This is a genomic window from Arthrobacter sp. TMN-50, from assembly GCF_054511125.1.
Genome location: NZ_JBTNDG010000017.1, coordinates 1 through 21,339 on the forward strand (window position 1 = coordinate 1; position 21,339 = coordinate 21,339).

22 protein-coding genes and 1 pseudogene are annotated in these 21,339 nt (G+C 60.9%); 7 read left to right on the plus strand and 16 right to left on the minus strand.

Translation table 11 applies throughout. The features are described from left to right. Positions 1-334, plus strand: a 334-nt coding sequence (locus tag ACX80A_RS13935) for a carboxymuconolactone decarboxylase family protein (protein WP_459260358.1), incomplete at its 5' end; no start/stop codon positions are given. Between the two features lie 300 nt (positions 335-634). Here ACX80A_RS13935 and ACX80A_RS13940 read toward each other — a convergent pair. After that, entirely contained in the window at positions 635-1,294 is a 660-nt protein-coding gene (locus ACX80A_RS13940; protein ID WP_459260359.1) for a TlpA family protein disulfide reductase, read from the minus strand. Positions 1,295-1,408: 114 nt separating this feature from the next. Here ACX80A_RS13940 and ACX80A_RS13945 point away from each other — a divergent pair, with 114 nt between their 5' ends. Together ACX80A_RS13945 and ACX80A_RS13950 are read left to right on the plus strand one after the other, a co-directional pair. Further along, complete coding sequence (locus ACX80A_RS13945) at positions 1,409-4,213, plus strand: heavy metal translocating P-type ATPase (RefSeq protein ID WP_459260360.1); 2,805 nt, start codon at positions 1,409-1,411, stop codon at positions 4,211-4,213. Positions 4,214-4,422: 209 nt separating this feature from the next. After that, the gene (locus tag ACX80A_RS13950; RefSeq protein WP_459260361.1) at positions 4,423-4,947 is read left to right on the plus strand and encodes a cation transporter; all 525 of its coding nucleotides are present in this window, start codon (positions 4,423-4,425) and stop codon (positions 4,945-4,947) included. A gap of 200 nt (positions 4,948-5,147) precedes the next feature. On the opposite strand, the gene ACX80A_RS13955 is transcribed toward ACX80A_RS13950, so the two are convergent. The 10 genes from ACX80A_RS13955 to ACX80A_RS14000 all read right to left on the minus strand — a co-directional run bounded on the left by ACX80A_RS13955 (position 5,148) and on the right by ACX80A_RS14000 (position 12,001). Next, positions 5,148-5,945, minus strand: a complete 798-nt coding sequence (locus ACX80A_RS13955; protein WP_459260362.1) for a DUF4396 domain-containing protein — start codon at positions 5,943-5,945, stop codon at positions 5,148-5,150. A gap of 402 nt (positions 5,946-6,347) precedes the next feature. Then, positions 6,348-7,046: a DUF4396 domain-containing protein gene (locus tag ACX80A_RS13960; RefSeq protein WP_459260363.1), complete on the minus strand. Its 699-nt coding sequence runs from the start codon at positions 7,044-7,046 to the stop codon at positions 6,348-6,350. 181 nt (positions 7,047-7,227) lie between these two features. Beyond that, positions 7,228-7,506: an SHOCT domain-containing protein gene (locus ACX80A_RS13965; protein WP_459260364.1), complete on the minus strand. Its 279-nt coding sequence runs from the start codon at positions 7,504-7,506 to the stop codon at positions 7,228-7,230. 135 nt (positions 7,507-7,641) lie between these two features. Further along, a complete protein-coding gene (locus ACX80A_RS13970; protein WP_459260365.1) occupies positions 7,642-8,604 on the minus strand; it encodes a M56 family metallopeptidase in 963 nt (320 codons plus the stop codon). After that, the gene (locus ACX80A_RS13975) at positions 8,601-8,984 is read right to left on the minus strand and encodes a BlaI/MecI/CopY family transcriptional regulator (protein WP_459260366.1); all 384 of its coding nucleotides are present in this window, start codon (positions 8,982-8,984) and stop codon (positions 8,601-8,603) included. The genes ACX80A_RS13970 and ACX80A_RS13975 overlap by 4 nt, the downstream gene beginning before the upstream one ends. An 80-nt stretch (positions 8,985-9,064) precedes the next feature. Continuing rightward, positions 9,065-9,313 (minus strand): glutaredoxin family protein, encoded by a 249-nt coding sequence (locus ACX80A_RS13980; protein ID WP_459260367.1) that lies wholly within the window; start codon positions 9,311-9,313, stop codon positions 9,065-9,067. Then, on the minus strand, positions 9,313-9,978 hold the full coding sequence (locus ACX80A_RS13985) for a peroxiredoxin family protein (protein ID WP_459260368.1): 666 nt from the start codon (positions 9,976-9,978) through the stop codon (positions 9,313-9,315). Before ACX80A_RS13985 ends, ACX80A_RS13980 begins: the two co-directional genes overlap by 1 nt. Then, positions 9,975-11,003, minus strand: coding sequence for a cytochrome c biogenesis CcdA family protein (locus tag ACX80A_RS13990; RefSeq protein WP_459260369.1), 1,029 nt, complete (start codon positions 11,001-11,003; stop codon positions 9,975-9,977). Before ACX80A_RS13990 ends, ACX80A_RS13985 begins: the two co-directional genes overlap by 4 nt. 402 nt (positions 11,004-11,405) lie before the next feature. Then, on the minus strand, positions 11,406-11,648 hold the full coding sequence (locus ACX80A_RS13995; protein ID WP_459260370.1) for a hypothetical protein: 243 nt from the start codon (positions 11,646-11,648) through the stop codon (positions 11,406-11,408). Next, positions 11,648-12,001 (minus strand): hypothetical protein, encoded by a 354-nt coding sequence (locus ACX80A_RS14000; protein ID WP_459260371.1) that lies wholly within the window; start codon positions 11,999-12,001, stop codon positions 11,648-11,650. Before ACX80A_RS14000 ends, ACX80A_RS13995 begins: the two co-directional genes overlap by 1 nt. Before the next feature lie 261 nt (positions 12,002-12,262). Here ACX80A_RS14000 and ACX80A_RS14005 point away from each other — a divergent pair, with 261 nt between their 5' ends. The 4 genes from ACX80A_RS14005 (at position 12,263) to ACX80A_RS14020 (ending at position 16,711) form a co-directional block, all read left to right on the plus strand. Beyond that, positions 12,263-12,889: a copper resistance CopC family protein gene (locus ACX80A_RS14005; RefSeq protein ID WP_459260372.1), complete on the plus strand. Its 627-nt coding sequence runs from the start codon at positions 12,263-12,265 to the stop codon at positions 12,887-12,889. Next, the gene (locus ACX80A_RS14010) at positions 12,886-14,826 is read left to right on the plus strand and encodes a cytochrome c oxidase assembly protein (protein ID WP_459260373.1); all 1,941 of its coding nucleotides are present in this window, start codon (positions 12,886-12,888) and stop codon (positions 14,824-14,826) included. Before ACX80A_RS14005 ends, ACX80A_RS14010 begins: the two co-directional genes overlap by 4 nt. Before the next feature lie 187 nt (positions 14,827-15,013). After that, positions 15,014-15,892 (plus strand): F510_1955 family glycosylhydrolase, encoded by an 879-nt coding sequence (locus tag ACX80A_RS14015; RefSeq protein WP_459260374.1) that lies wholly within the window; start codon positions 15,014-15,016, stop codon positions 15,890-15,892. Positions 15,893-15,961: 69 nt separating this feature from the next. Further along, complete coding sequence (locus tag ACX80A_RS14020; protein WP_459260375.1) at positions 15,962-16,711, plus strand: cytochrome c biogenesis CcdA family protein; 750 nt, start codon at positions 15,962-15,964, stop codon at positions 16,709-16,711. 61 nt (positions 16,712-16,772) lie between these two features. Here the strand turns inward: ACX80A_RS14020 and ACX80A_RS14025 are convergent, their stop codons facing one another. The 5 genes and pseudogenes from ACX80A_RS14025 to ACX80A_RS14045 form a co-directional block, all read right to left on the minus strand. After that, positions 16,773-17,432 carry a hypothetical protein gene (locus tag ACX80A_RS14025; RefSeq protein WP_459260376.1) on the minus strand — a complete coding sequence of 220 codons (660 nt, stop codon included), beginning with the start codon at positions 17,430-17,432 and terminating at the stop codon, positions 16,773-16,775. A gap of 655 nt (positions 17,433-18,087) precedes the next feature. Beyond that, a complete protein-coding gene (locus tag ACX80A_RS14030) occupies positions 18,088-19,233 on the minus strand; it encodes a relaxase/mobilization nuclease domain-containing protein (RefSeq protein WP_459260378.1) in 1,146 nt (381 codons plus the stop codon). Positions 19,234-19,359: 126 nt separating this feature from the next. Further along, a protein-coding gene (locus ACX80A_RS14035; RefSeq protein WP_459260379.1) for an IS3 family transposase occupies positions 19,360-20,513 on the minus strand; the annotation gives its coding sequence in 2 pieces (ribosomal slippage) (positions 19,360-20,252 and positions 20,252-20,513; 1,155 coding nt in all). A 90-nt stretch (positions 20,514-20,603) separates the two neighbouring features. Further along, positions 20,604-20,996 (minus strand): annotated as a pseudogene (locus ACX80A_RS14040) (relaxase/mobilization nuclease domain-containing protein); the annotation flags it as partial. Next, positions 20,993-21,301, minus strand: coding sequence for a MobC family plasmid mobilization relaxosome protein (locus ACX80A_RS14045; RefSeq protein WP_459260380.1), 309 nt, complete (start codon positions 21,299-21,301; stop codon positions 20,993-20,995). The gene ACX80A_RS14045 and the pseudogene ACX80A_RS14040, both read right to left, overlap by 4 nt. Positions 21,302-21,339 lie beyond the last annotated feature (38 nt).

Genomic DNA, 21,339 nt, shown 5'->3' on the forward strand with positions numbered 1-21,339 from the left:
GGTAGTCGGCAACGTCGACGAGTGCACCTACTGCCAGTCCGCGCACACCATCGGCGCCAAAGCCGCCGGCCTCACCGAGGATCAGACCATCGCGATCCGCAAGGGCGAAATCGCCTTCGACGACAAACTCGTAACACTGCTCGAACTGACCCGGCAGGCCACAGCAAACAAAGGGTCCGTGAAGGACACCGACTGGCAAACCGCCCTGGACGCCGGATGGTCAGACACCGAGCTCACGGAACTCTCCACCCACGTTGCCCTGAACCTGTTCACCAACTACTTCAACCACCTCGTCGACACCGACCTCGACATCCCAGCCGCACCAAGTCTCTAACCACCCCATAAACCCAGGTAGGCCCTGCCGTCCGTTCGCGGCAGGGTCTACCTGTTCTTCGACGGTGTGATGATGTGGCAAATCTCCGTGTCGGAGCAATCAGCGGGGTCAAGGGCCTGACTCGAATCGATCAGCTCCTCAAGCTCCGCCGATAAGACGGCGAGTTCGCGTTGGCGAACCCGGACACCGACCAGCCTTTGTTCCAGGAGTGCCGAACGAACGCCATGACCCTTCCGGCTAGCATGCCACCGGGTACAAAGGATTGGCTGGTTCATTCCCACTGGCGGATCATGCCCGTTCTCACTTTTCGTTGGACGCGGATTTTATGAGCGCTTTGAGAGTGCTCTTGTCGGTAATGCCGAGGATGCGCGCCGATATTCTTCCTTGTTTGTCCAGTACCAGCGTGGTGGGCACCGCCTGTGGGGGGACTTGGTCGCTGAGGCTCAGCAGGATGCTGCCATCGGCGTCGAGCATGCTCGGATAGGAGATCCCGAAGTTCCGCTCGAAAGAGGACGCTGTCGGCGCTTCATCACGGATGTTAACGCCGTAGAACTTCACGCCCTGGCCAGAGAACTCCTGATGGAGTGCTTCCAGATCTGGTGCTTCCGCACGGCAGGGAGCGCAGGCCGCGTACCAAAAATTCAGTACGGTCACCTGGTCCTGCAGGTCAGCGGTGCTGACCGTGCTGCCATCCATGAGTGATGCTTCAAGGGGGATAGGGTCTCCCCTGTCGCTGGCGGCAAACTCTGACACGGAGCCGTCCCCCGCGATGTAGTTTTTGTTGTCCCCGGCAGATGCTTGCTGGGCCAACGAGTCCGGCGCCGCGCATCCGGCTAGGAACACCACGGAGGCGACGACAATCCTGCTTACTGACCGGGCGGCCCTCCGCTTCCCGCGTGGTCTTCCCTTGGACTGGCCGATTCTGGTCGAGGGGTTCCAATTACTTGTATTTGGTCGCATGGCTGTTCCTCCCTTCGTTGCTACATAAGATACTATCGTCAATAGTATCAAGGTGTTTTGATGATGTTGTGAGTCGATATTTTGTGGCGGGTATGGCTAACAGGAGAAGTGTTGATGGATGTAGTCGATGCAGTGGTGATAGCCAGCGGTGTTCTGGCGATTGGTTTTCTGGCCTGGTATTTTTTCGCTCCGCGCACGGCCGAAGTGGCTTTGGTCCGCGCCGGAATGCAGGTGGTGGACATTTCAGTTCGGGGCGGGTATTTACCGAACCTGATTCGGGTCACCGCTGGGGTTCCGGTTCAGCTACGGTTCGACCGGCAGGACAACAGCGACTGCACCAGTCGTGTGGTTTTCCCTGATCTGCGCAAAAGCGCTTCCCTGGCGGCTTTCGCTACTACAACAGTTGATCTGATGATTGAGGAGCCAGGTGAATACCCTTGGGCGTGTGGCATGAACATGTTGCACGGCAGACTCATCGTTGAACCTCCCTCCTCTACCGATGGCAGCTCTACTGCCCAGAAGGCCTCGACAGGCACAGGCGGGTCTGCGGCTGTAACACCGGGCGAAGGTAGTGACGTGGGTGGCGTATCGGCCAGGGCCGTAGGTGTCGGGCCGACACTTGAACTTCAGGACCATTACCTGCGTGCCGAGTTCATGCTGCCGGGTGCCTTGCGTAGCCTGCCCATCGATACTGAACGGACTGAATCCAAACTCCGCTCCCTGACGGGAGTTGGGTCCGCCGTGGTCAACTTCGGTGCCGAACGCGCTGTCCTGACCTATGACGCGGAGCAGATCGACATTGACACGCTCGAGCGTGCGGTCGCCGACTCAACCGGCTTCCCCACACGTCTGCGTCCCGAGCCGGGCTCGGCATCAACTGAGGATGCAGAGGCCGAGGCGCGTAAAGCCGAGCTGAAGGACCTGCGATGGAGGGTCGCCTTGGGGGCGGTGTTGACCCTGCCGGTGTTGTACGCGGTGATGGTTTCCGAGCTGGCGGGCGAGCAGTATGTGCCCACCATCCTGCAAAACCCCGTAACTCAGTTGGTGTTCACGCTGCCGGTGATGCTGGTCGTCGGCTGGCCTATCCACCGGATCGGGTGGCGGGCATTGGGAAACCGGTCAGCTGAAATGAACAGCCTGATCACCCTGGGAACCACCGCCGCTTTCCTTTACAGCCTGGTTGCCACCTTCGCCCCGCAGATCCTCCCGGAGGGCGTCAGAGACGTCTACTACGAAGTGGTGGCATTCATCATCACGATCATCCTCCTGGGCCGGCTGGTCGAAGCCCGCGCCCGGGCAGGTACCGGAGACGCCATCCGGGCCCTGGTCGCGCTGACTCCGGCGACGGCCCGTGTCCTGCGGGACGGGCAGGAAGTGGAAACACCGGTCGAGCAGGTACGGGTCGGTGATGACATCCGAGTCCGCCCAGGAGAGAAAATACCCGTCGATGGCGAAATCGTCGACGGGCGCTCGACCATCGACGAATCGATGGTCACCGGGGAAAGCATCCCGGTGACCAAAACCAGCGGAGACACCGTCATCGGGGCAACCGTCAATACAACCGGCGCGTTCACGATGCGCGCCACCCGGGTCGGATCAGATACCGCCCTCGCCCAGATCATCAAGCTCGTGCAGGAAGCACAAAGCTCCAAGGCACCCATTCAACGCCTCGCGGACACCGTGTCGGGTTATTTCGTACCGGCAGTGGTGTTTATCGCCATCACCACGTTCGTCCTGTGGTTCGTTCTCGCCGATTCGCTGCCGCTGGCCGTCGTGGCAGCCGTCAGCGTGCTCATCATCGCCTGCCCCTGCGCGTTGGGCTTGGCCACACCACTGTCGATCATGGTCGCCACCGGTAAGGGCGCATCCCTGGGCGTGTTGATCAAAACCGCCGCAGCCTTGGAAACAGTACATAAACTGCACACCGTTGTCCTGGACAAGACAGGCACCCTTACCCAGGGCAAACCCGCTCTCACCGACGTGTTCACAGCCGCAGGCACCAATGAGGCCGAACTGCTTCGCCTGGCAGGATCCGCCGAAGCGGACAGCGAACACCCCTTGGCCGCTGCGATTACCGAAGGCGCCCGGGACAGTGGCGCGGTACTGATACCGGCGACCGGATTTGAATCGATCACCGGCAAAGGAATACGGTCCACCGTTGATCATCGTCAGGTCCTCATCGGCAACGCTGCCCTGCTCAGTGAAGAGGGGATACCCGCCACCGACCTCACAGAAGCGGCCGAACGATTCGCCGGCGAGGGGAAGACACCCATGTTCGTGGCCCTCGACGGCCAGCCGGCCGGCGTCATCGCCGTCGCCGACACCCTCAAACCAAGCTCGAAAGCAGCTGTCGCCGGCCTACGCAGCCAGGGCCTGGAAGTTGCCATGATCACCGGTGACCACAAAGCAACAGCCCTCGCCGTCGCCCACCAGGTAGGCATCGACCGGGTACTGGCCGAAGTGCTGCCCGAACATAAAGCAGCCGAAATCCGCAACCTGCAAGATGAAGGCAAACTCGTAGCCATGGTCGGCGATGGCATCAATGACGCACCCGCCCTCGCGCAGGCCGACGTCGGCATCGCCATCGGAACCGGAACCGACGTCGCCATCGAAGCCGCTGACGTGACCCTCATGTCCGGGGACCTCTCAGGGCTGACAAAAACGATCGCGCTCTCAAAAGCCACCATGCGCAACATCCGCCAAAACCTGGTCCTCGCATTCGGCTACAACACAGCAGCAATCCCCCTGGCCGCCGGCCTGCTCTACCCTTTTACTGGAGCGTTGCTCTCACCGATGGTTGCCGGAGCGGCTATGGCACTATCCAGCATCAGCGTCGTCGTCAACTCTGCCCGACTCAACCGCTTCACACCCCCACCACCGGGCCCAACACAGAATCCTAAAAGCAAACAGATCCGCTAAGCGTGAGGTGGCCCGGTGTGACGGTTTGAAGTAGCCCCACTACCTCGGTCTGACAGAGGCAGGTCTTCGGTGAAGCGCTCTCTTGTGGAGGGGTAGGGAGAGTATGGCGCTTTACCGATCTAGGTTCGTGTCGGCGATGATGGAGACCAGCGGTTTGGTTTCGGTTTAGGCCGCTCCGTCTTCTACTCCGCCGAGGTGAAGACCGTGTGATGCCCGAACGACGTTCTCGTGCTCTTGCTCAGCAGCTCAAGGCTGCTGTTCTCACCGTGGCAGGGCTCAACTTTGCTTACTTCTTGGTCGAGGTCACGGTCGCCCTGTCCGTCGGGTCTGTTTCCTTGTTCGCTGACAGTGTCGACTTCCTTGAAGACACAGCCATCAATGTGTTGATCTTCGTGGCACTGGGGTGGTCGTTGCGGGCGCAAGCTCTGGCGGGGAAGACCATGGCGCTCATCATCCTGCTTCCCGCTCTGGCCGCGGCATGTCAGGCCTTCACCAAGTTCGGCGGCCCCATTCCACCGGATCCGCTGGCACTGGTCCTTACTGCTGGCGGGGCAGTAATGGTGAACCTCGTGTGTTCTTTCATCCTGGCCCGGTTCCGACGCCACAGTAGCTCCATGGCCCGGGCGGCGGTCCTGTCCGCCCGGAATGATGTCCTAATTAATGTAGCCATCATCGCCATGGGAATCATCACCGTTTGGAGCAGGTCGGGATGGCTGCCTTGCTGGTCTTGGTGATAAGAGTGGCAGACCGTAGCTTCTCATATCTGAAAATATATGCAGCCAACAGCGGTCTGGGTGAGGTCTGGGCCCATTCCTTCGCCGGGAATCAGGCGGGGTAAGGCTTTACCTCACGACTCCTGTCAACCCTTAATGGGCTGGCAAAGTGCCGTTACCGGCCGGGGACCACATCCAATGCCCCCGGCCGAATGGCTGGGCTATCCCGGGAGTTTACCCGTTGTGGAATCGACCAGCTCTCCGTCGTGTGATGTCGTGTCGCCGGTGGAGGCGGATGGGCCGATGATGCCCCGTCGAACCAGCCAACGGACGGCCGGGTAGGCAGTGGCGAATCCGAGGATGTTGCCAATTTGCATGAGGAAAATGAAGCTTGCCTCCGTAGGTGCCGGCATGAACATCCCGTAGTGCAGGAATATCATCCAGCCGCCCATGCCAATATCGAAGGCCAGTACCGTTACGGTCGCCGCCAGCAGAGCAGCAGAGGTCCTTTTGCCGACGGGGGTACCCTTTTTCGTGACCCTCGACGCAGAGAATTCAAAAACGAACAGGAGGGCTATGGCGAGCAGCGCAATTACGATAATCAGCACCCACAGGGCTATACCACCAATAGTCAGCCCGCTGGCAAGAACCAGAGGAACCCCGATAATGTGCGCCACGGTCGCGGCCGCTCCACCGGGGCTTCCGGCGACTAGCGCCTTGGACGACAATCCCTGTTCGGGGCCTGTCCCGTTCTTTCGCTGCCATTTGTCGCTTCGTGTTCGGCCCCACCGGTGATAAGCCCATATGGCAAAGGGTCCGAGGTATAAAGCCGTTATCGGCCACACGGCTTCCATCAGGCGGTGGGGCTGACGGAAGCCTCGACCGTAGACGTCGTATAGAACGACGGCCGCTGACAATACTCCCAGGGCAATAAAGAACCAAGCGACTGGGGCGAGCCACTCGGGCAGGGCTGGTGGTCCCATGGCTGTCATTTCCAGGGGGATAACGTTGGTCGACATGCGCTTTCCTTTGATAGGTGTCGATTCTGGGCCACAGGCCCAGAATCAATTTTTCGGGTAGGGCGTTTCTCGTGCGCCACGGGCGATCCCAAGTTGCAAGAACCCACGCGGGCTGGACAAAGGCTTTTGCCGAGACCGTCAAACGCACGACGCGTAACTACTATACGACATAGTAGAGAGCGGATGTCGAACAGAGCATGATTCCTGTGCTCGGAAGATGACTGACGGGATCCACCTAACGAGCATGGCAGATCGGCTCTCGCGGTTCACAAGGAGCTTGGCCTGCCCTGACCAAGGGTGAAATTAAGAAGGCGGAAACAATTTCTTGAACCGCGCCTTCCTCGCGGATTAGTCGGAGCAGTTGGGCGGTTCGATGGAACTGGTGTTTCGGCCGTGTTGTCCTTATGCGGCGACTCTGACGCGGCGCCGCATGAGTCCTCGGACTACTGGGTAGGCGGTGAGGAATCCGAGGACGAGTCCGATCTGCATGAGGAAGAAGAAGGTGATGTCGGTGGGTGCTGGCATGAAGTTGCCGAAGTGCATGAAGAGCATCCAGCCGCCCATGCCGATGTCGAAGGCCAGGACGGTGATGGTGGCGGTCAGGAACGCAACTCCGGCGCTTTTCCCTGCAGAACTGCGGCCGTTCCGGGAGGCGAAGAAATACTCATAGACGAACAGCAAAGCGATGGCTAGTAGCGCGATGACGATGATCAGTACCCAAAGGTTTGTTCCGGCGATGGTCAGCCCGCTGGCGACGACGAGGGGAACGCCGATGAAGTGTCCCACGGTTGCAGCGGCTCCGCCCGGTGTGCTGCCAGTAAGCGCCTTGCCGTGGAGATCCTTCTCGGACTGTGCCGCCGGGCTCTCCGGTGTGCTGCTGCGGGTCTTGCCCCACCGATTGTAGGCCCATAGACCGAACGGCCCCAGATAAAGCGCGGAGATCGGCCATACGATGCCCATGGCTGCGTTGGGCTGGCGGTTGCGACGACCGTAGATGTCGTAGAGCACCAACGCAGCACTGATCACTCCCAGCGCAACAAAGAGCCAGGACACCGGCGTCAACCAGCCCGGTATCACTGTTTCCATCACTGTCATATCCATCGCATCATCGTTCATAGGGGTAAGCACTTTCTCGTAAGAATTTGTAAACCACGGAGCGGTTGCCCTGGACGTGGGTCATAGAGGTGCAAAATTTATGGGTAACAAGCAAGGGTGCAACCAGCCTGCGGATTCTCTACCGGCGATTATCGGTTATCTATGAGGGGGCTGGTTCGCTGGAAGGCTAGGTGGGCGTATTTATGGTGGCGATCCGGCGCCGATATTCCTCGGCGTCTATCTCACCGTTGGCGTAGCGGGTTCGCAGAATCTCACCGGCCTGCTGCGCGGTAGCAGGGCGATTGGCCCGGTGCCCGGCGCCACTCGCACGGGCAATCAGGACTACTGCTGTCGCAGTCACGGCCAGGAGCAGTACCACCACAATCGACCAGATCACCACCGCGCCGATCATACCCCCGCCGAACATGCTCCCGCCCATCATGCCGTCGTCCATGAATCCACCCATTCCCTACACCGCCCTTAAATTAACTTCATGCCTGTAACACTCAGGCTACTATATACCTTAGTAGACTGGTAGTCCCATGACCGGGGAATGCTCAGTGTGTTCCGGCGGGCGGGGAGCGCCGTGCTGGACGCCTAATTAGGCGGAGGTGGGGAACCCGGTGGGGCAGGTTTGCGCGTAGGCACTGGAAACGGCCGGTGTCGCCGCTACGGTCAGTGGCAGTACGAGCATGGCTGCAGCGGTGGTCAGCGCAAACGTTGTGCGCAGGGCTCCAAGGGGCGCCCTTGGGGAGGTGAGCCGGCGTACTCTTGCCAGGGCGCTTGCGCCTCCTGCGCCCAGGGCCGCCGCAGGGGTGCTGCGCGCTTCGGCCAGCCGGACAACGGCGGTAGCCACGGTGAGCCGGCTGCTGCCGCGTGCGGCGCGGTCGTCTGCGTCCATTTCAACCAGACGTTGTAATTCAGTGTGTGCGATGCGGAACGCCGGGACGCGAGGGAAAGCGCGGTGGAGGGCGTTCGCGGCGGCGAGGATCAGATGATGGCGCCCACGCAGATGGGCCATCTCATGGGCGAGTACTGCGGCCCGTTGATCGGCATCGAGGGCGTCCAGTGCCGCCGAGGTGAACACGATTTCGTTACGCCGTCCGGGCAGGCAGTAGGCGGCCGCATCGGCGTGATCGAGGATGAGGAACCGCCCACTGGTGTCCCGGCGAGCCAGAAAAGCCAACGATTGCAACTGTCGTCCGCGTGCCCTATGCGCTGAGAGCAGTTCGGCGATCAGGCAAAAACCGGTCCGCACCACGACAGCCACTGCGGTGAGGGCACCGGCTGTAGTGACTATGGCGCCGCCCGGGGTGGAATACTGCTCCTGCAGAGTCATGACGCACGCCCGCAGGAAATCCGCCAGGTTCGAGGTGAACGGCATGGCGGGCACCGCCAGAGCCACCCCTGCAAGGACGACGCCCGCGACAATCGTGACCGACAATGCTTGCCAGACGAAGATCCCGATCTTAGGCGACCGGTCGGACCAGGTACCCCTGGCCAACAATGGCGCCACTGCGGCAGCAGCCACAGCGTACGCGAGTAAAAAGAGCGGGACACTCACTCGCTAACCCGGGCTCGGGCGGGCATCTGTGCGGCCTTATCCAGCACTGCTCGCAGCTGTGCCACTTCATCAGCGGGGATCTGCTCCAGAAAATGCAACAGGGTCGCCGTGCGGTCGCTGCCGCCGGCAAGCACTTCGCCCATATGCGCTGCGGCGTACTGCTCTCGGGTCTGCGTTGGACGGTAACGGAACGCCCGTCCGTCCGGCTCCCGCGCCAGTAATCCCTTGCGCTGCAAAGTGTCCATTACCGTTTTGACGGTCATATAGGCGATTTCACGGTCCCGCTGGATATCTTCGAGGATGTCGCGCACGGCGGCCGCCCCCTGAAAGGACCACATCCGGTCCATGATGGTGGATTCAAGCTGACCAAGACGATGCATGCCCGGACCCTTTCTTCATGCGCATAAAATGTAACCGAGATTCAATCCTATCGTGCATAGTAGATCCTGCATACCGCCCGTTAGGTCTGAGCGAGCCGCCGCCGGAGTTTTTTCTCTGACAATCGCCCGAAGCTGAACATCTGCCCATCAATGAGAATTCCGGGTGCGAACGCGACGCCATGGCGCACCGCGAGATCGCGGCCCCGGGTGCTGGTCAGCTCGATTTCTTCAATCACCAGGGGGTGCGTGGCTGAAATGGCCTGCAGAGTGTTCTTTGCCTGCTCACACCATGTGCAGCTCTCCTGGGTAAGCAGTGTCACGGTGCGCATCAGCTGACCCGCCCTGCTGTGAGGTCGTTCATAAGTTGGGCTACCGGCACATACATGGTGTAGTCCGGTGCCCCGCCGTAGTCGGCGCGCCACTGGATCGTTCCGTCGGGCCCAACGAGGATGAAGGTGTGGCCGTTGCGCGAATCTCCCATCATTCCGAATTTGTTCGCCTCGTATTGGCGGGAAACACTCAGGTCGGTGTCGGCCAACGCCACCGATTCCAGCCCGTCGTCGGTCATTTTGCGTCCGATGAGATCCGCTGGCCCACTGGTGATGGTAACCAAAGCGTCGATCCCAGCCTCCTGCAGAACCGAAGGGGTTTTCTCCAGATCCCTGATCTGGTCCCAGCAGGGCTGGCACCCCAAACCCTCATGGAAATAGAGCAGCGTAGATTTGCCGCTGTAGTCGCCTAATTCCACGGTGCCTCCGTCGACTGACGGCAGGGTGAAATCGGGGGCCTGGGACCCGGTTCCGGGGGATCCGACGTCGTAATTCACGCCGTCCGTCCGCGCTTGGGCGGCGTCGGGGTCAGGGTTGATGGAGCCCTGATACACCAGGAACAGGCCAACCACGGCGGCAACCGCAACGGCGGCCAGTACCAAGAATCGCCGTACCGGCGTAGTGCTCTTCTCGGGTGATGCGGACGTCTTTGTTAATCCCATCATGGAGAATCCTTTCGGGGGACAGTTGGGGCGATTTCGGGTTGCTGGTGGTCGCCGGCCGTGTCCGTGCGTGGACTCGGGTCGCCCTGGTTAGGGGGCGGACCTGCCACGGCGCTGGTTACCGTAGACAGCTCAGAGGAAACAGGCGGTGCCTGACGGACTGTAGCGTCGATCCGATCAGCTGGCTTGCGTCGGACGGCGACTGTAATCAGCCACAGCAACGCACTGAAGATCAGCAGGGTAGGAATCCACCCTGGAATGAAGCCAAGAAGGTCCTGGACGTTCGAGACGAAATGGGTGAGTTCGGCGGAGAAACGCACTTCCCAACCATCCGTCGCCATTCCCGGACCGCGCGCCGCAAGGGCAATCGTGAGTGCGCCCATGGCAAGCATGAGCATCCCGGACAAGAAGGTAGCGACCGGCACACGGTAAGAGGTTCCGGGGAACAGCGGCAGGTTCCGGCCGGTGAGAAAATTCCTTTCCCCAATCCGGTGCCGGTCCCACACCAGGGCCATCACACATAGCGGTGCGACCATCCCGAACACGTAGGCGACGCCGACCGCCAAAGCCGCCGGGAAAGACGACGCCGCACCGGACACTGCTGCAACTCCCGCCAGCACCGGCGCGCAGCATGCGCTGGCTGCACCGGAGAAAGCGCCAAGAGCGTAGACGGAACGTATTGAGCTTCCACCGGATCCACCACGGACGAACATGGGGAGCATGATCTTCTTCCCCGCCAGGATGAGTCCGCCCATCAGCATCATTGCCAGCCCCCCAACGGTGAACACCGGGGTGTGATAGTCGATCAGCAGTCGGCTCAGCGCCGCCGCGCCGAACGCTATTGGCAGGATGATGGTGCCAACGCCAGCGGCGAAGACCAGGGTCATGGCCAGGATCTGCGTCTTTCGCCTGAATGTCGTGGCGAAGAAGGCCGGCAGCATCACCGAGACGCAGCACGGCGCGAGGAGCGCGACCATGCCACCAAGAAATGCCGCCAATATGGTGGTGGATAGGAGTATTTCCTCCACACGCCCGTCCTTTCGATGATGATGCTCATGAGGAGGTCCGGTGCTACTGCGGCAAAGCGCTGTGACCGGGTGAAACGAGGTGACAACTAATCAGCGATCCCCTAGGCAAAGGGAGCCCGAGGTATCGCCCCCACCTGTCGCCAGCGTGCCTATCAGATAGGCGTTGCGGATCGCCACGGGGATTACCTCAGTGTCGGGAGGGCGCGTTCTGCTGCTTCAGGGCCGCAACTTGCTCCCGCAGTTGTGCCAGCTCAGCTGTTTGCGCCGAAGATACAGCGGAAACTCCCGGGTTGGAGGCCCGTTGACCCATGGCGCAGTTGCCCCGTCGCATCGGGCGGAGGCAAAAGAAATAGGTCGCTGTCAGGGAGGCTATGAGAACCGCTACCGGCAATGCCCATTCAGTCATCGCAGGGTCGCCCTGGCTGGATTGGGACGGGAGGGGTCGAGACGGGATTGGTCGGCGCTTGCGTCGCCCTGACCGGCACGCAGCTGGTCGACCTCGGCGCGCAACTTGACCAGTTCCGCCTCATCGAGAGATTTCTCCTGCGCAGGGGATGATTTGCTGCCGCGCATCATGAACCACATTATTAATCCCATGCCGACCGGGCAGGCGAGGAGGGCCAGTGCGTACAGGGCTTCACTCATCAGAGTTTTCCTTCACTTTCGGGGGTGGGGTTTGAGGGCATCATCTTGTTCGGATCCATCTCGGTATCCGCGTCCATCATCTGTTCGTGCATGCGCTCCATGCCCGGGTTGTCAGCGATCATCTGTTCGTGCAGACGGGCCATGCCCGGGTTATCGTTCGTCATTTGTTCGTGCATTTTCGCCATGCCAAGAACCGGGCCCTGATCGTCCATCCCGTGATGATTCTCGGCCGCGGCTTCACTCCTAGCTCCGTCAGGGACGGATGGGGGTGCGGCGGCCACGGACGGAGCAGCCACCGCCAGGGCCAGAAGCCCCGTAGCTGCCACGGTGGGTATCCAGATGCTCTTAGCCATCACTGTTTGGTCCTTTCCTCGATCGGTCACTATCAGATACTAAAGAAGATAGTAGATACATCCTAAGCATATTAGTAGTAGCGGATCAAGTCAGTGCACTGGCTATTCGGCGGAACCCACCCCTTTCGCGATTTACAACCCAGGGACGCGGACTGCGGCTCCCTATCAATCTACTAGGCCTGCTAGTATTTACGGGGTTTAGCAGTACCAGGCGGCAAGCCGGTGGAGAGAACACTGCAAAAGGAAAGCGAGAGGCGTCTGATGGGTAGGGCATCTTTGCGCGACATGGGTAGACGCCCCCGGGAGCGCCGGTTGCTCCGCGTGCCTGCTGGCGTTGTTGCGGGCCTGCTATTGGTGATGTCCGTTCAGGTCGGCCCGGCTGTGGCTCATACCTATCTCCTGTCCTCGGATCCAGCCGACGGTGGGACGGTGGGTGTGGTTCCGGAACAGGTGGCGCTTGAGTTCACGGAGCAGGTCGAACTGGATTTTGCCGATGTCACCGTCTCGGTAGCGGGCGGTCCGGCCTACGGCGCGCTGACCGAGACCGCGGGAAAATCACTGATAGCACGGATACCTCCAGGGGCCACCGACAGTCAGCCTGATAGCGGGCCTGCCACCTGGGAGATCGCGTATAGAGTCACCGCCGGCGACGGGCATCCGGTAAACGAGTCCTTCACGTTCACCGTCTCGCCAGGTCCCTCCGCCCCGGCTGCCACGGAACCGGTCACTGGACCGGTAGACGGTGTTGGTTCCGGGGCGTGGGCTTCCGCAGCCCGTCCCCGGCAGGTTCCCGGATGGGCGATGTTGGGCCTTGGCTCGGTGACCGCCGCGGCCGTCCTGACGTCTCTGCTGGCTGTCCGCCGACAGTCCCGTAGGGCACGAGGGTGAACCCCGACGGCAGGGTGCGCCGGATTGCGTGGGCGATGATCTTGGTGGTTTTGGTGCCTTTCACTGCCGTCGCGGTTCTTGCCGTTTCAGGCACAGCAGGCCCTCCCGGCCCGGGGCTCCCGGACCCCGGTGCGATCACACGGTGGGGCGCCCCGGTAGCCCGCGCCCTGCACGACGCCGCAGCAGCCCTGACTATAGGTTTTCTCGTAACAGCGTCGGTCATCCTTCCCCACCAAGCCCAAAACCAAAACCAGGGCCGGCCGGTCCTCGGATTGGCCGCAGCCAGGGCTGTGTTGTTTGCGGCGGCTGCGGCATCAGTTTGGGCGGTTGCCGGTGCCGCCGTGGTGACCTTCGCCTATTCCGACGTGGCAGGGTCCAGCCCTTCGGACATTAACGGTGCGGACATGGTCCAGTTCCTGACCGGTTTCGACCTCGGGCGTTCGCTGGGGTTGAGTGCCTTTCTGGCACTGATTGTTGCCACCGGTTGCTGGATGGCCACACGGACTCTCACTGTTGGGCTCCTCACGTTGCTCAGCCTGGTCGCTCTGACACCGCTGACGGTTACCGCTCACGGCGCGTCAAACCACGAAGCGGCGGTGAACCTGCTCGGCCTTCACCTGATCGGCGTAACGGTCTGGACGGGAGGGTTGGCCGCGCTTGTGATCCTGCGGCGAGCAGTAGGAGCCGATTTTCCTGTGATGGCGCGAAGGTATTCAAGAATTGCTGGAGCGAGCTATGTGCTGGTGCTGGTGACGGGCGTCGCCGGGGCGGTCCTGCGTCTGGCTTCCACCGCGGGCTTGGAGGGAACCTACGGGATCCTGCTCATCGCCAAGACGGTGGCCGTCCTCTTGCTCGGCGCAGCCGGGTGGTATCAACGGCGCCGTATCCTTACCGTGCTCGCATCCGGGCCGATGGCAGGAAAAACTTTTGCCCGGTTCGCGGGTTTCGAAGTCTTCATCATGGCGTTCACGTTTGGGTTGTCCGTCGCTTTGGGCAGGACGTCTCCGTTTGCCGAGTCCGCCGTCGAGTCAGCCGCGGAATCCTTCCTCGGCGCTGCACTGCCACCGGCGCCCGGCGCCCTGGATTGGTTCACGCAATGGCAATTTGACGTCATCTGGGCACCCATCACAGTGCTACTCCTGGGGTGGTACGTCAGCGCCAGACGGAGGGCCGTGAAAAAGGGACATCACTGGCCTGTCTTCAGAACCGTCACCTGGGCCTTGGGATGCGCCCTGCTGTTGTGGGCAACGAGCGGAGCTCCGGCTGTCTACGCAAGATTGTTGCCCAGCATGTTCGTCATCAGCCAAGTCCTCATTGGGCTGATAGTGCCCGTCCTCTTCGCTCTCAGTCGGCCGTTCCTGCTCGCCCGGCACACCCTGGCCCCGCGGACTGATGGAAGCAGGGGAATCAGAGAGTGGCTTACCTGCGCCGCGGAACTGACCGTTACACGCAAACTGGCGCACCCGGTGACCGCAACGCTCCTCTATCTGGGCTTCCACGGGACCCTGTACTTCACCCCACTGCTCGGCCCGCTGGTGAGCAGCAACGCCGGACGGCTGGCCTCCACCGGCGCAGCACTGGCAATCGGGTATTTGCTCTCCCACACGCTAATCACCCATCCGCCCTCACCCAACGCAGCAAAGGTCAAGGCAGCAGCGCTCTTGACCGTGTTGGGCTTTCATATAGCAGCCGGGATCTCGCTCGCAACACGTGATCACCTCATCGGCGGTGACTGGTACCTCCTCGTCAGTGAACTATGGAACATCCCGGTCACCACCGACCAGCCCACCGCTGGCCTGATTCTCTGGGGTGCGGCACTGCCACCCCTGCTGGCCCTCGCCATCGTGCGCCCAAGTCCTATAGAACGTCCCTCTGCAGGACTCGGCTTTACGGGGCAGGAACTCCGGGGGCAGGCTCGCGGCCTGGCGGAACAATGAATTTGGCCTCCCGGATCATTCACTACTATTCTTGGTAGTAACTTCCGGCTGAGGCTCCCTCCTGAAACGGCAAACGGGCCAACAACAGCCGGCCTTGGCTCGCTCACAGCGACCCTCCCGATCCCGCCATCAACCGATAGAAAGTAAACCCATGCTCCTGAAAACCCTTCACGGTAACAGCAGAAAAGTGCGCACAGCAACCCTCGGACTCACAACCGTTTTTCTCCTGGCGGCCTGTGGGCAACAGGCATCCGGCCAGGCGGAAGAAACCCCTCACAACGACGAAACACCGCACAGTGATGATTCGCCACACGCTACTGAAAACCCGTTCGGCCACGTGCATGGTCTGACTTTCAACGAAGGCACTGACCAGCTCCTGCTGGCCACCCACAACGGGTTGTTCGACGTTGCCGCCGACCCCATCGAAAAACTCGGTTCTACTCTTGATTTGATGGGATTCGCCGGCGCGGGCCCGGACCTCTACTACGCGTCAGGCCACCCCGGGCCCGGAGCAGACCTTCCCAACCCCATGGGCCTGATCGAATCAACCGACGGCGGAGAAACCTGGCAGGAGCTCTCCCGTCAAGGCGAATCGGACTTTCACACACTGACCGTGTCAGAGGCCGGCGTCATCGGATTCGACGGAACCCTGCGGGTGACCGCCGATGGGAAGGAATGGTCCGAGACCGAGACGCAAATCCAACCGGCGAATCTCTCCGCGTCCCTCGACGGCCCGATAGTCCTAGCTACCACCGAGGATGGCGTCCAACGCTCCACCGATGGTGGCATGACGTGGACACTGCCGCCTGAGTCTCCAATACTGCTGCAGACAACCTTCGCTGATAAGGACACTGTCGTAGGCGCCACCCCCGACGGTGCTATCCACATCAGTCAGGACGCGGGACAAAGCTGGGAAGAAACCGGCGGATCAACAGCCCAACCGTCCGCCATCGCTGCGGCCGTCGAAGAAGATGAGCTGCGGATTTGGGTGTCAACAGAGAAAGGCATTGAGTTCTCCGATGACAATGGTGCGTCCTTCACGACGACCGTGCAGGCCGGACAATAACGTTCCCGTGCACACCACTTCAGTACCACGGGAGCACCAGCGGCCAGCCGAGGCCGGTCGGGATCTCCCGTGACGATCGGAGAGTTCTTCGCGCAATCCGTACAATCCGGGGCGCTCCTGCTGGCGATTCCGCTGGCCCTGATTGCCGGTATCGTGTCTTTTATATCGCCGTGCATCCTCCCACTGGTGCCAGGCTATATGGGGTATGTTTCCGGACTCACCGACCCGAACTCCCCAGGGAACCGCCGCAAAGTCCTCACCGGCGTCGGGTTATTCATCTTCGGCTTTGCCTTGGTCTTCACTTTTTATGGGGCGGCTTTCGGGCTCATCGGAGGGTGGATGCTGCGTTGGCAAGACCTACTCATTCGCATCCTGGGCCTCTTCGTCATCCTCATGGGACTTGTCCTGGTGGGGCGTCTTTCCTTCTTTCAACAGAACAAGAAACTTAGCTGGAAGCCGAAGACCGGGGTAGCCGGTGCGCCTTTACTCGGGGTGGTGTTCGGCCTGGGCTGGACCCCCTGCATGGGGCCGACCCTGAGCGCTGTCCTGGCCCTGAGTACAACCACCGGGAGCCCGTGGCGCGGAGCGCTCCTAGGATTCGTGTACTGCCTCGGACTAGGCATCCCCTTCGTCCTCGTAGCACTCGGCGTCGGCTGGGTGACACGGACCCTCTCATTTGTCCGACGGCACATCCGCATCTTCAACATCGCAGGCGGTGCCCTACTCATCCTCGTCGGCGTGCTCATGGTCTCAGGAGTCTGGACCCTATGGATCTACCAACTCCAAAACCTCGCCGGGACCTACCTCACCCCAGTCTGATAGCGCCGCAAATTTCGGAAGCGCAATTCGAAATCCGAGATTCTTTTGTCTGCCATTTTCCCTACCGGCTCGGACCGCCCTTAGCTTTATCTCGGCTCACACCGAATCCCGTGCGCGTCTTACCCGCTTGTGAGGCCTTTATGCCGGAGTTCCAGGCCTCGCGTGGATGTACGGCGTGATCACCGGCTGCAAGCACCCTCGCTTGGACATGTTCTTGGCTGGCTGATTCTTCCAGCAACGCCGCGAACTCCTGACGGTGCTGAGCAGAGCCGTAGGATGCAGAGACGGCTGTTGGGGCGTGAATGGCTCCACCGTGCAGCTTCCCGGCCTGGCCGTTCACGTCGTTAGATTCAATGTCCCGGCCCATGGCTTCGATGCGGTTGAATAGTTCCTTTTCGCTACTTTCGTACCGGCGTTGGAGGCCTACGTTTCTATTAACAACAAAACTGCTCCCCGCGAGGATTTTGGTTTCGTACCAGTCCTTCGTCGTGGCGACGAATTCGGGGTTCGAGAAGAGGGTTTCGTCTGCTCCGGGGTAGTTCTGCCGGATTTCCTCGCGCAGCTGGTCGATGCTCGGCCCGTTCACGCCGTCTTTCTCGATCAGGTGCATACGTTCGGCAACGGCCCGGTCTGCCTCTGCTGTGGCCTCCGGTCCTGTTGCTTCGCGGGAGTTGTTCAGCGCTTCTACCAGCTCGGGGTTGGCTAGGTAACCTTCGGGCACCTGGTGGCGCTCGATTTCCGGGCGTAGCGCTGCTGCGTTGGCGCGGATCTTCCTCGGCCTGGGCGGCGGCGATCAATCCCATAGCTCCTTGGTGGTCGCGCACCGCTTGTATGCGGGCCTGCTCGGCTTGCTGCGCTTCGACGGCTGACCCGAGATATTGGCTGTCCCCGTTGAGCTCGTGGGTGTTGATCCTGTAACGGCGTCCGACTTCCTGGTTAATTTTCTCCGAAGCGGCCAGTGCTTGCGGGTCGTGATCTTTCCACGCCTCTACCGCTTGGTATGCCTCGACCACTTGATCCGGGTTGGCCTGGTCCCACCAGCGATCATGTTCTGTCGGTGCCACGGTGGCTCGCATGGCCGTCCGCTCGGCGGTGATCTGTCGCTGCGCTTCGATCTGAGAGCGCTCAACCTGGTCTTGGCGCTGCCGCATTGATTCCTGGCGTGCTCGTGCCCGTCGCTCCGCGATCTGTGAGGCGAACATCAGCGATTGCCGGAACCCTCCCGATACTGCGTCATCAATGCCGTCTGACTCACTCATAATCTTTCCCCCTGTGCTGATTACGGCACGGTGCGATCTAGCGCCCGTAGCCCTTATCCAGTTCTGGTGTGGTCGGTAGGTAACGTTTCGCTGCATCAGTTTTTAATGGTTCGGTTTTCAATGGGACGACACTGCCGGCCCTGGTAGCCGCGAAGTCTCCCCCGGCCAGTTCCGCCGCTGTGAGCTGCCGGCCTCGGCCTGCTTCGCTGGCGTGCCCACGGTGGCCGCTGGTCCCTGTCCTGGTCCAGCCGTGACGAGAGCGGGCATGGTCTTGGAGAACGGGGCAAGCTCCGTCGTCAGTACCCGGTAAAGGTGCTGGCTTTCCCGCAACCGGCCCGACTGGTTGTGCATGTCATACACGGCGCGGGCGGTGCGCATCAGTTGAACCATTAAGGCTGTCTGCGCCGCTGACTTACTTTTGCCGCTCGCGGCCATGAGCAGCATGGCTGACCCTGCCAGGGACGGCAGTGCTGCCGGCTTGGAGTGTTCGCGGGGGTTGCGCAGCTGGGCTGTCTTAGACAGCTCTGCAGCCGTCGCGGCCAGCGGGCCGGGGCTCTGTTCGAACTGCACCGACCACGCCGCGAATGTTCCCGACGCCTGCCGTGCAGCTTTCGCCCACGTCGCGTGATCGGTCGCGGAGATCTCGCGTAACTGATCTGCCAGGGCCTTAGCCTGCTGCGTGTGCTTCTCCCACAACTCGGGTGTAGGAGCTGCACTGACTGTCTCGGGTGCGGCTTGCCGCTTGTTGCGTGCGGCGGCGTTCCATTCCGCAGCGGCAGCGGTCGCATCCTGTGGGGTGTCGGGCCATTCCTTGCGCAGTTGACCTAACCCAAGATCCCCGGCAAGCTTCCCGCCTCCGTACCAAACGGAGCGCTCTCCGCGTGGTGGCCGTTCGGCTACCGAGTAGCCCACCACTACATCAGTGGTGCCCTTCTCGTAGCGTGGGCGCATCAGCAGCCCTGTGTCACGTCCTCGGCGGACGAACTGCGCTTCGGACTGCGACGACGTTGCAGCAGCTCGGACTTTCCGGGGCAAAGAATCCCGGTACATTTCCCGATCATAGCGGACAGCTGTTTGCGGTTCGGCCCGCTCGTATCCTCTGGTTGCGTGGACTGAGGACAGTTCTTCTAGCCCGTGCTTGGACTCCAGCTCCCGGCAGGCTTTCTGTGCACGTCGGTAATCGCCGTGGGTGGATGCTTTCGTGCCGTCCTCGCGCACCAGTGAAACGGCAATGTGTATGTGGTTATTGCCGTTTGTGCTCACTCCGTGATTGACCGCTGCCCACCGACATTGGGCTTTGCCGCTGGCTTCGGTGAATCCGGGACTGCTGAAGGTTTAGTTGACAGCTTGACGTGCCCTACGGCTTGGTTACTGGGATCGGTGTGAGGATCAGGCGGGGATGGATGTCTTGTCAGAGCGTAGTTCGTATTCGATGGGGGCGACGTATCCGAGTTTGGAATGGCGTCGCTGCCGATTGTAGAAGATCTCAATGTACTCGAATATCGCATTCGCGAGATCGGTTCTGGTGCGCCACTTTTTCCGATTGAGCAGCTCGATTTGCATGCTCGACCAGAACGATTCCATCATCGAGTTGTCGTAGCAGTCTCCGATTGTCCCAAACGATGGCATCAGCCCGGAGGCGCGTATTTTGTTCGTGAAAGCCCACGAGGTGAACTGGGTGCCATGGTCCGCATGAACGATCCCGCCGGCCGCCGGCTTCCTGGCTCTGATGGCCATGTCGAGCGCATTGATGACGAGGTTGGTATCTTGAGCGCTATCGATTGACCAGCCAACGATCTTCCTGGAATAGGTGTCCATCACGGCACAGCAGAACACTTTGCCTTCTCTCGTGGGGTGCTCAGTAATGTCGGTGACCCAAAGTTCGTTCGGCGCAAGTCGATGGAACTTCCGGTGGACCAGATCATCGGCTGTAGCGACGCCATGAAGCCTTCTCACCTTCGCAGGGCCCGGCAATCCCACGATCTTCGCGTCCGACATAAGAAGAGCGACCAGCCGTTCACTGACCTTTATGCCCATCCCGAGGGTCAACTCCGCGTGGACCCGGCGAGACCCATAGGTTTGTCTTGACGCCGTGTGAACCTCACGGATCAGCCCTGTCAGCCACTGCCTGCGCATCTGCGTCGGTGATAGTTGCCGCTTCCTATACTTGTAGTAACCAGGGCTACTCACCCCTAGGAGCCGGCAGCAAAGCTTGACCCGATGACCTGTCTCAACGAGCGCATCGATCATCGGGTGAACCTTTTTGGGTTGGGTCGGTCCTCCTCGAACAGCTTCGATGCCGCCCTCAGAATCGCTACTTCTTCCTCGAGTAGGCGGATCCGCTTTCTCGCCTTCGCCAGCTCAATGCTCTCCGGCGTCGTGATGCCGGGGCGTTCGCCTCGGTCGATCTGATCTTGCCGAACCCAGTTATGGATCGCGGCAGCGCTGACACCGAGTTCGACCGCCGCTGTCGTGATGGGTTTGCCGACCCGGACGAGCTCGACAGCTCTTCTTCGGAACTCAAGGGGAAAAGGACGTGGCATAGGTGAAACCTCTCAAAAGAAGCCCAATCCTCAGACCATAGCCGGTAACCAAACCATGGGGCACGTCAAAGTGTCAAGCAAACCTTCAGCAGTCCCTCCCATTTCATCAACGAACTCGTTCGCGATATCACCCCACTCTTGATCTGTCAGCTCACGCTCACCAGCTCGCAAACTCAACGAACAATGCCACACATCGGCCTGCTTGTGACCGTGGTCCACGCGCTGCTTGGTCGCCTCATCCCAGCGAAGATCCTTTTGCAACACCTCCACACCGAACTTACGATGCGGCTGATCCAAGTGCTTAGCAATAGCTAGTGCGTCATCACGGCCTATCGTGCCGTCGTCGTACCACGCCATGATTGCCACATCCCCGGCTACCAGATGCGGGTTGGTGTGAGCGTTTTTCGTCTTGTCCGCGTCCGTGGATGCCAGGTAGACCATCAGCCCACCCATCCGTGAACCACGGGTGATGTTCGGGATCACGGGTTGATCCCCTCCACCGTCGCATCAATGCGCTGGGCAACCTCTCGCACATACGTCGGAGCAGCCGCGGCATCCTTGGGAAACTCATCCCCCGCGTTCGCATGACGGGCGATCTGGTTGACGTTATTCGACACTCGCGCTAACAACGTGTGAACCGCCATAAGCTCGGCCACAATCGCGCGGCGCTCCGTAGGAGTCTCTACCGCATCAGAGGTAGCAGCACTGATCAAAAGCTTCGGGACAGTCACACCTTCACGCTCGGCCCGGATCAACAACTGAGCCTCTTCCTCAGCTGTCACCCACACCTCACGACGCTTCTTCGTCCCCTTAGGGGCGTTCTCAC

What these genes read in the sequence shown, in the direction of transcription:
- ACX80A_RS13940 (WP_459260359.1), bottom strand. Translation starts at nt 1,294, where the DNA reads ATGCGACCAAATACAAGTAATTGGAACCCCTCGACCAGAATCGGCCAG.
- ACX80A_RS13945 (WP_459260360.1), top strand. Translation starts at nt 1,409, where the DNA reads ATGGATGTAGTCGATGCAGTGGTGATAGCCAGCGGTGTTCTGGCGATT.
- ACX80A_RS13950 (WP_459260361.1), top strand. Translation starts at nt 4,423, where the DNA reads ATGCCCGAACGACGTTCTCGTGCTCTTGCTCAGCAGCTCAAGGCTGCT.
- ACX80A_RS13955 (WP_459260362.1), bottom strand. Translation starts at nt 5,945, where the DNA reads ATGTCGACCAACGTTATCCCCCTGGAAATGACAGCCATGGGACCACCA.
- ACX80A_RS13960 (WP_459260363.1), bottom strand. Translation starts at nt 7,046, where the DNA reads ATGGATATGACAGTGATGGAAACAGTGATACCGGGCTGGTTGACGCCG.
- ACX80A_RS13965 (WP_459260364.1), bottom strand. Translation starts at nt 7,506, where the DNA reads ATGGGTGGATTCATGGACGACGGCATGATGGGCGGGAGCATGTTCGGC.
- ACX80A_RS13975 (WP_459260366.1), bottom strand. Translation starts at nt 8,984, where the DNA reads ATGCATCGTCTTGGTCAGCTTGAATCCACCATCATGGACCGGATGTGG.
- ACX80A_RS13980 (WP_459260367.1), bottom strand. Translation starts at nt 9,313, where the DNA reads ATGCGCACCGTGACACTGCTTACCCAGGAGAGCTGCACATGGTGTGAG.
- ACX80A_RS13985 (WP_459260368.1), bottom strand. Translation starts at nt 9,978, where the DNA reads ATGATGGGATTAACAAAGACGTCCGCATCACCCGAGAAGAGCACTACG.
- ACX80A_RS13995 (WP_459260370.1), bottom strand. Translation starts at nt 11,648, where the DNA reads ATGAGTGAAGCCCTGTACGCACTGGCCCTCCTCGCCTGCCCGGTCGGC.
- ACX80A_RS14000 (WP_459260371.1), bottom strand. Translation starts at nt 12,001, where the DNA reads ATGGCTAAGAGCATCTGGATACCCACCGTGGCAGCTACGGGGCTTCTG.
- ACX80A_RS14005 (WP_459260372.1), top strand. Translation starts at nt 12,263, where the DNA reads ATGGGTAGGGCATCTTTGCGCGACATGGGTAGACGCCCCCGGGAGCGC.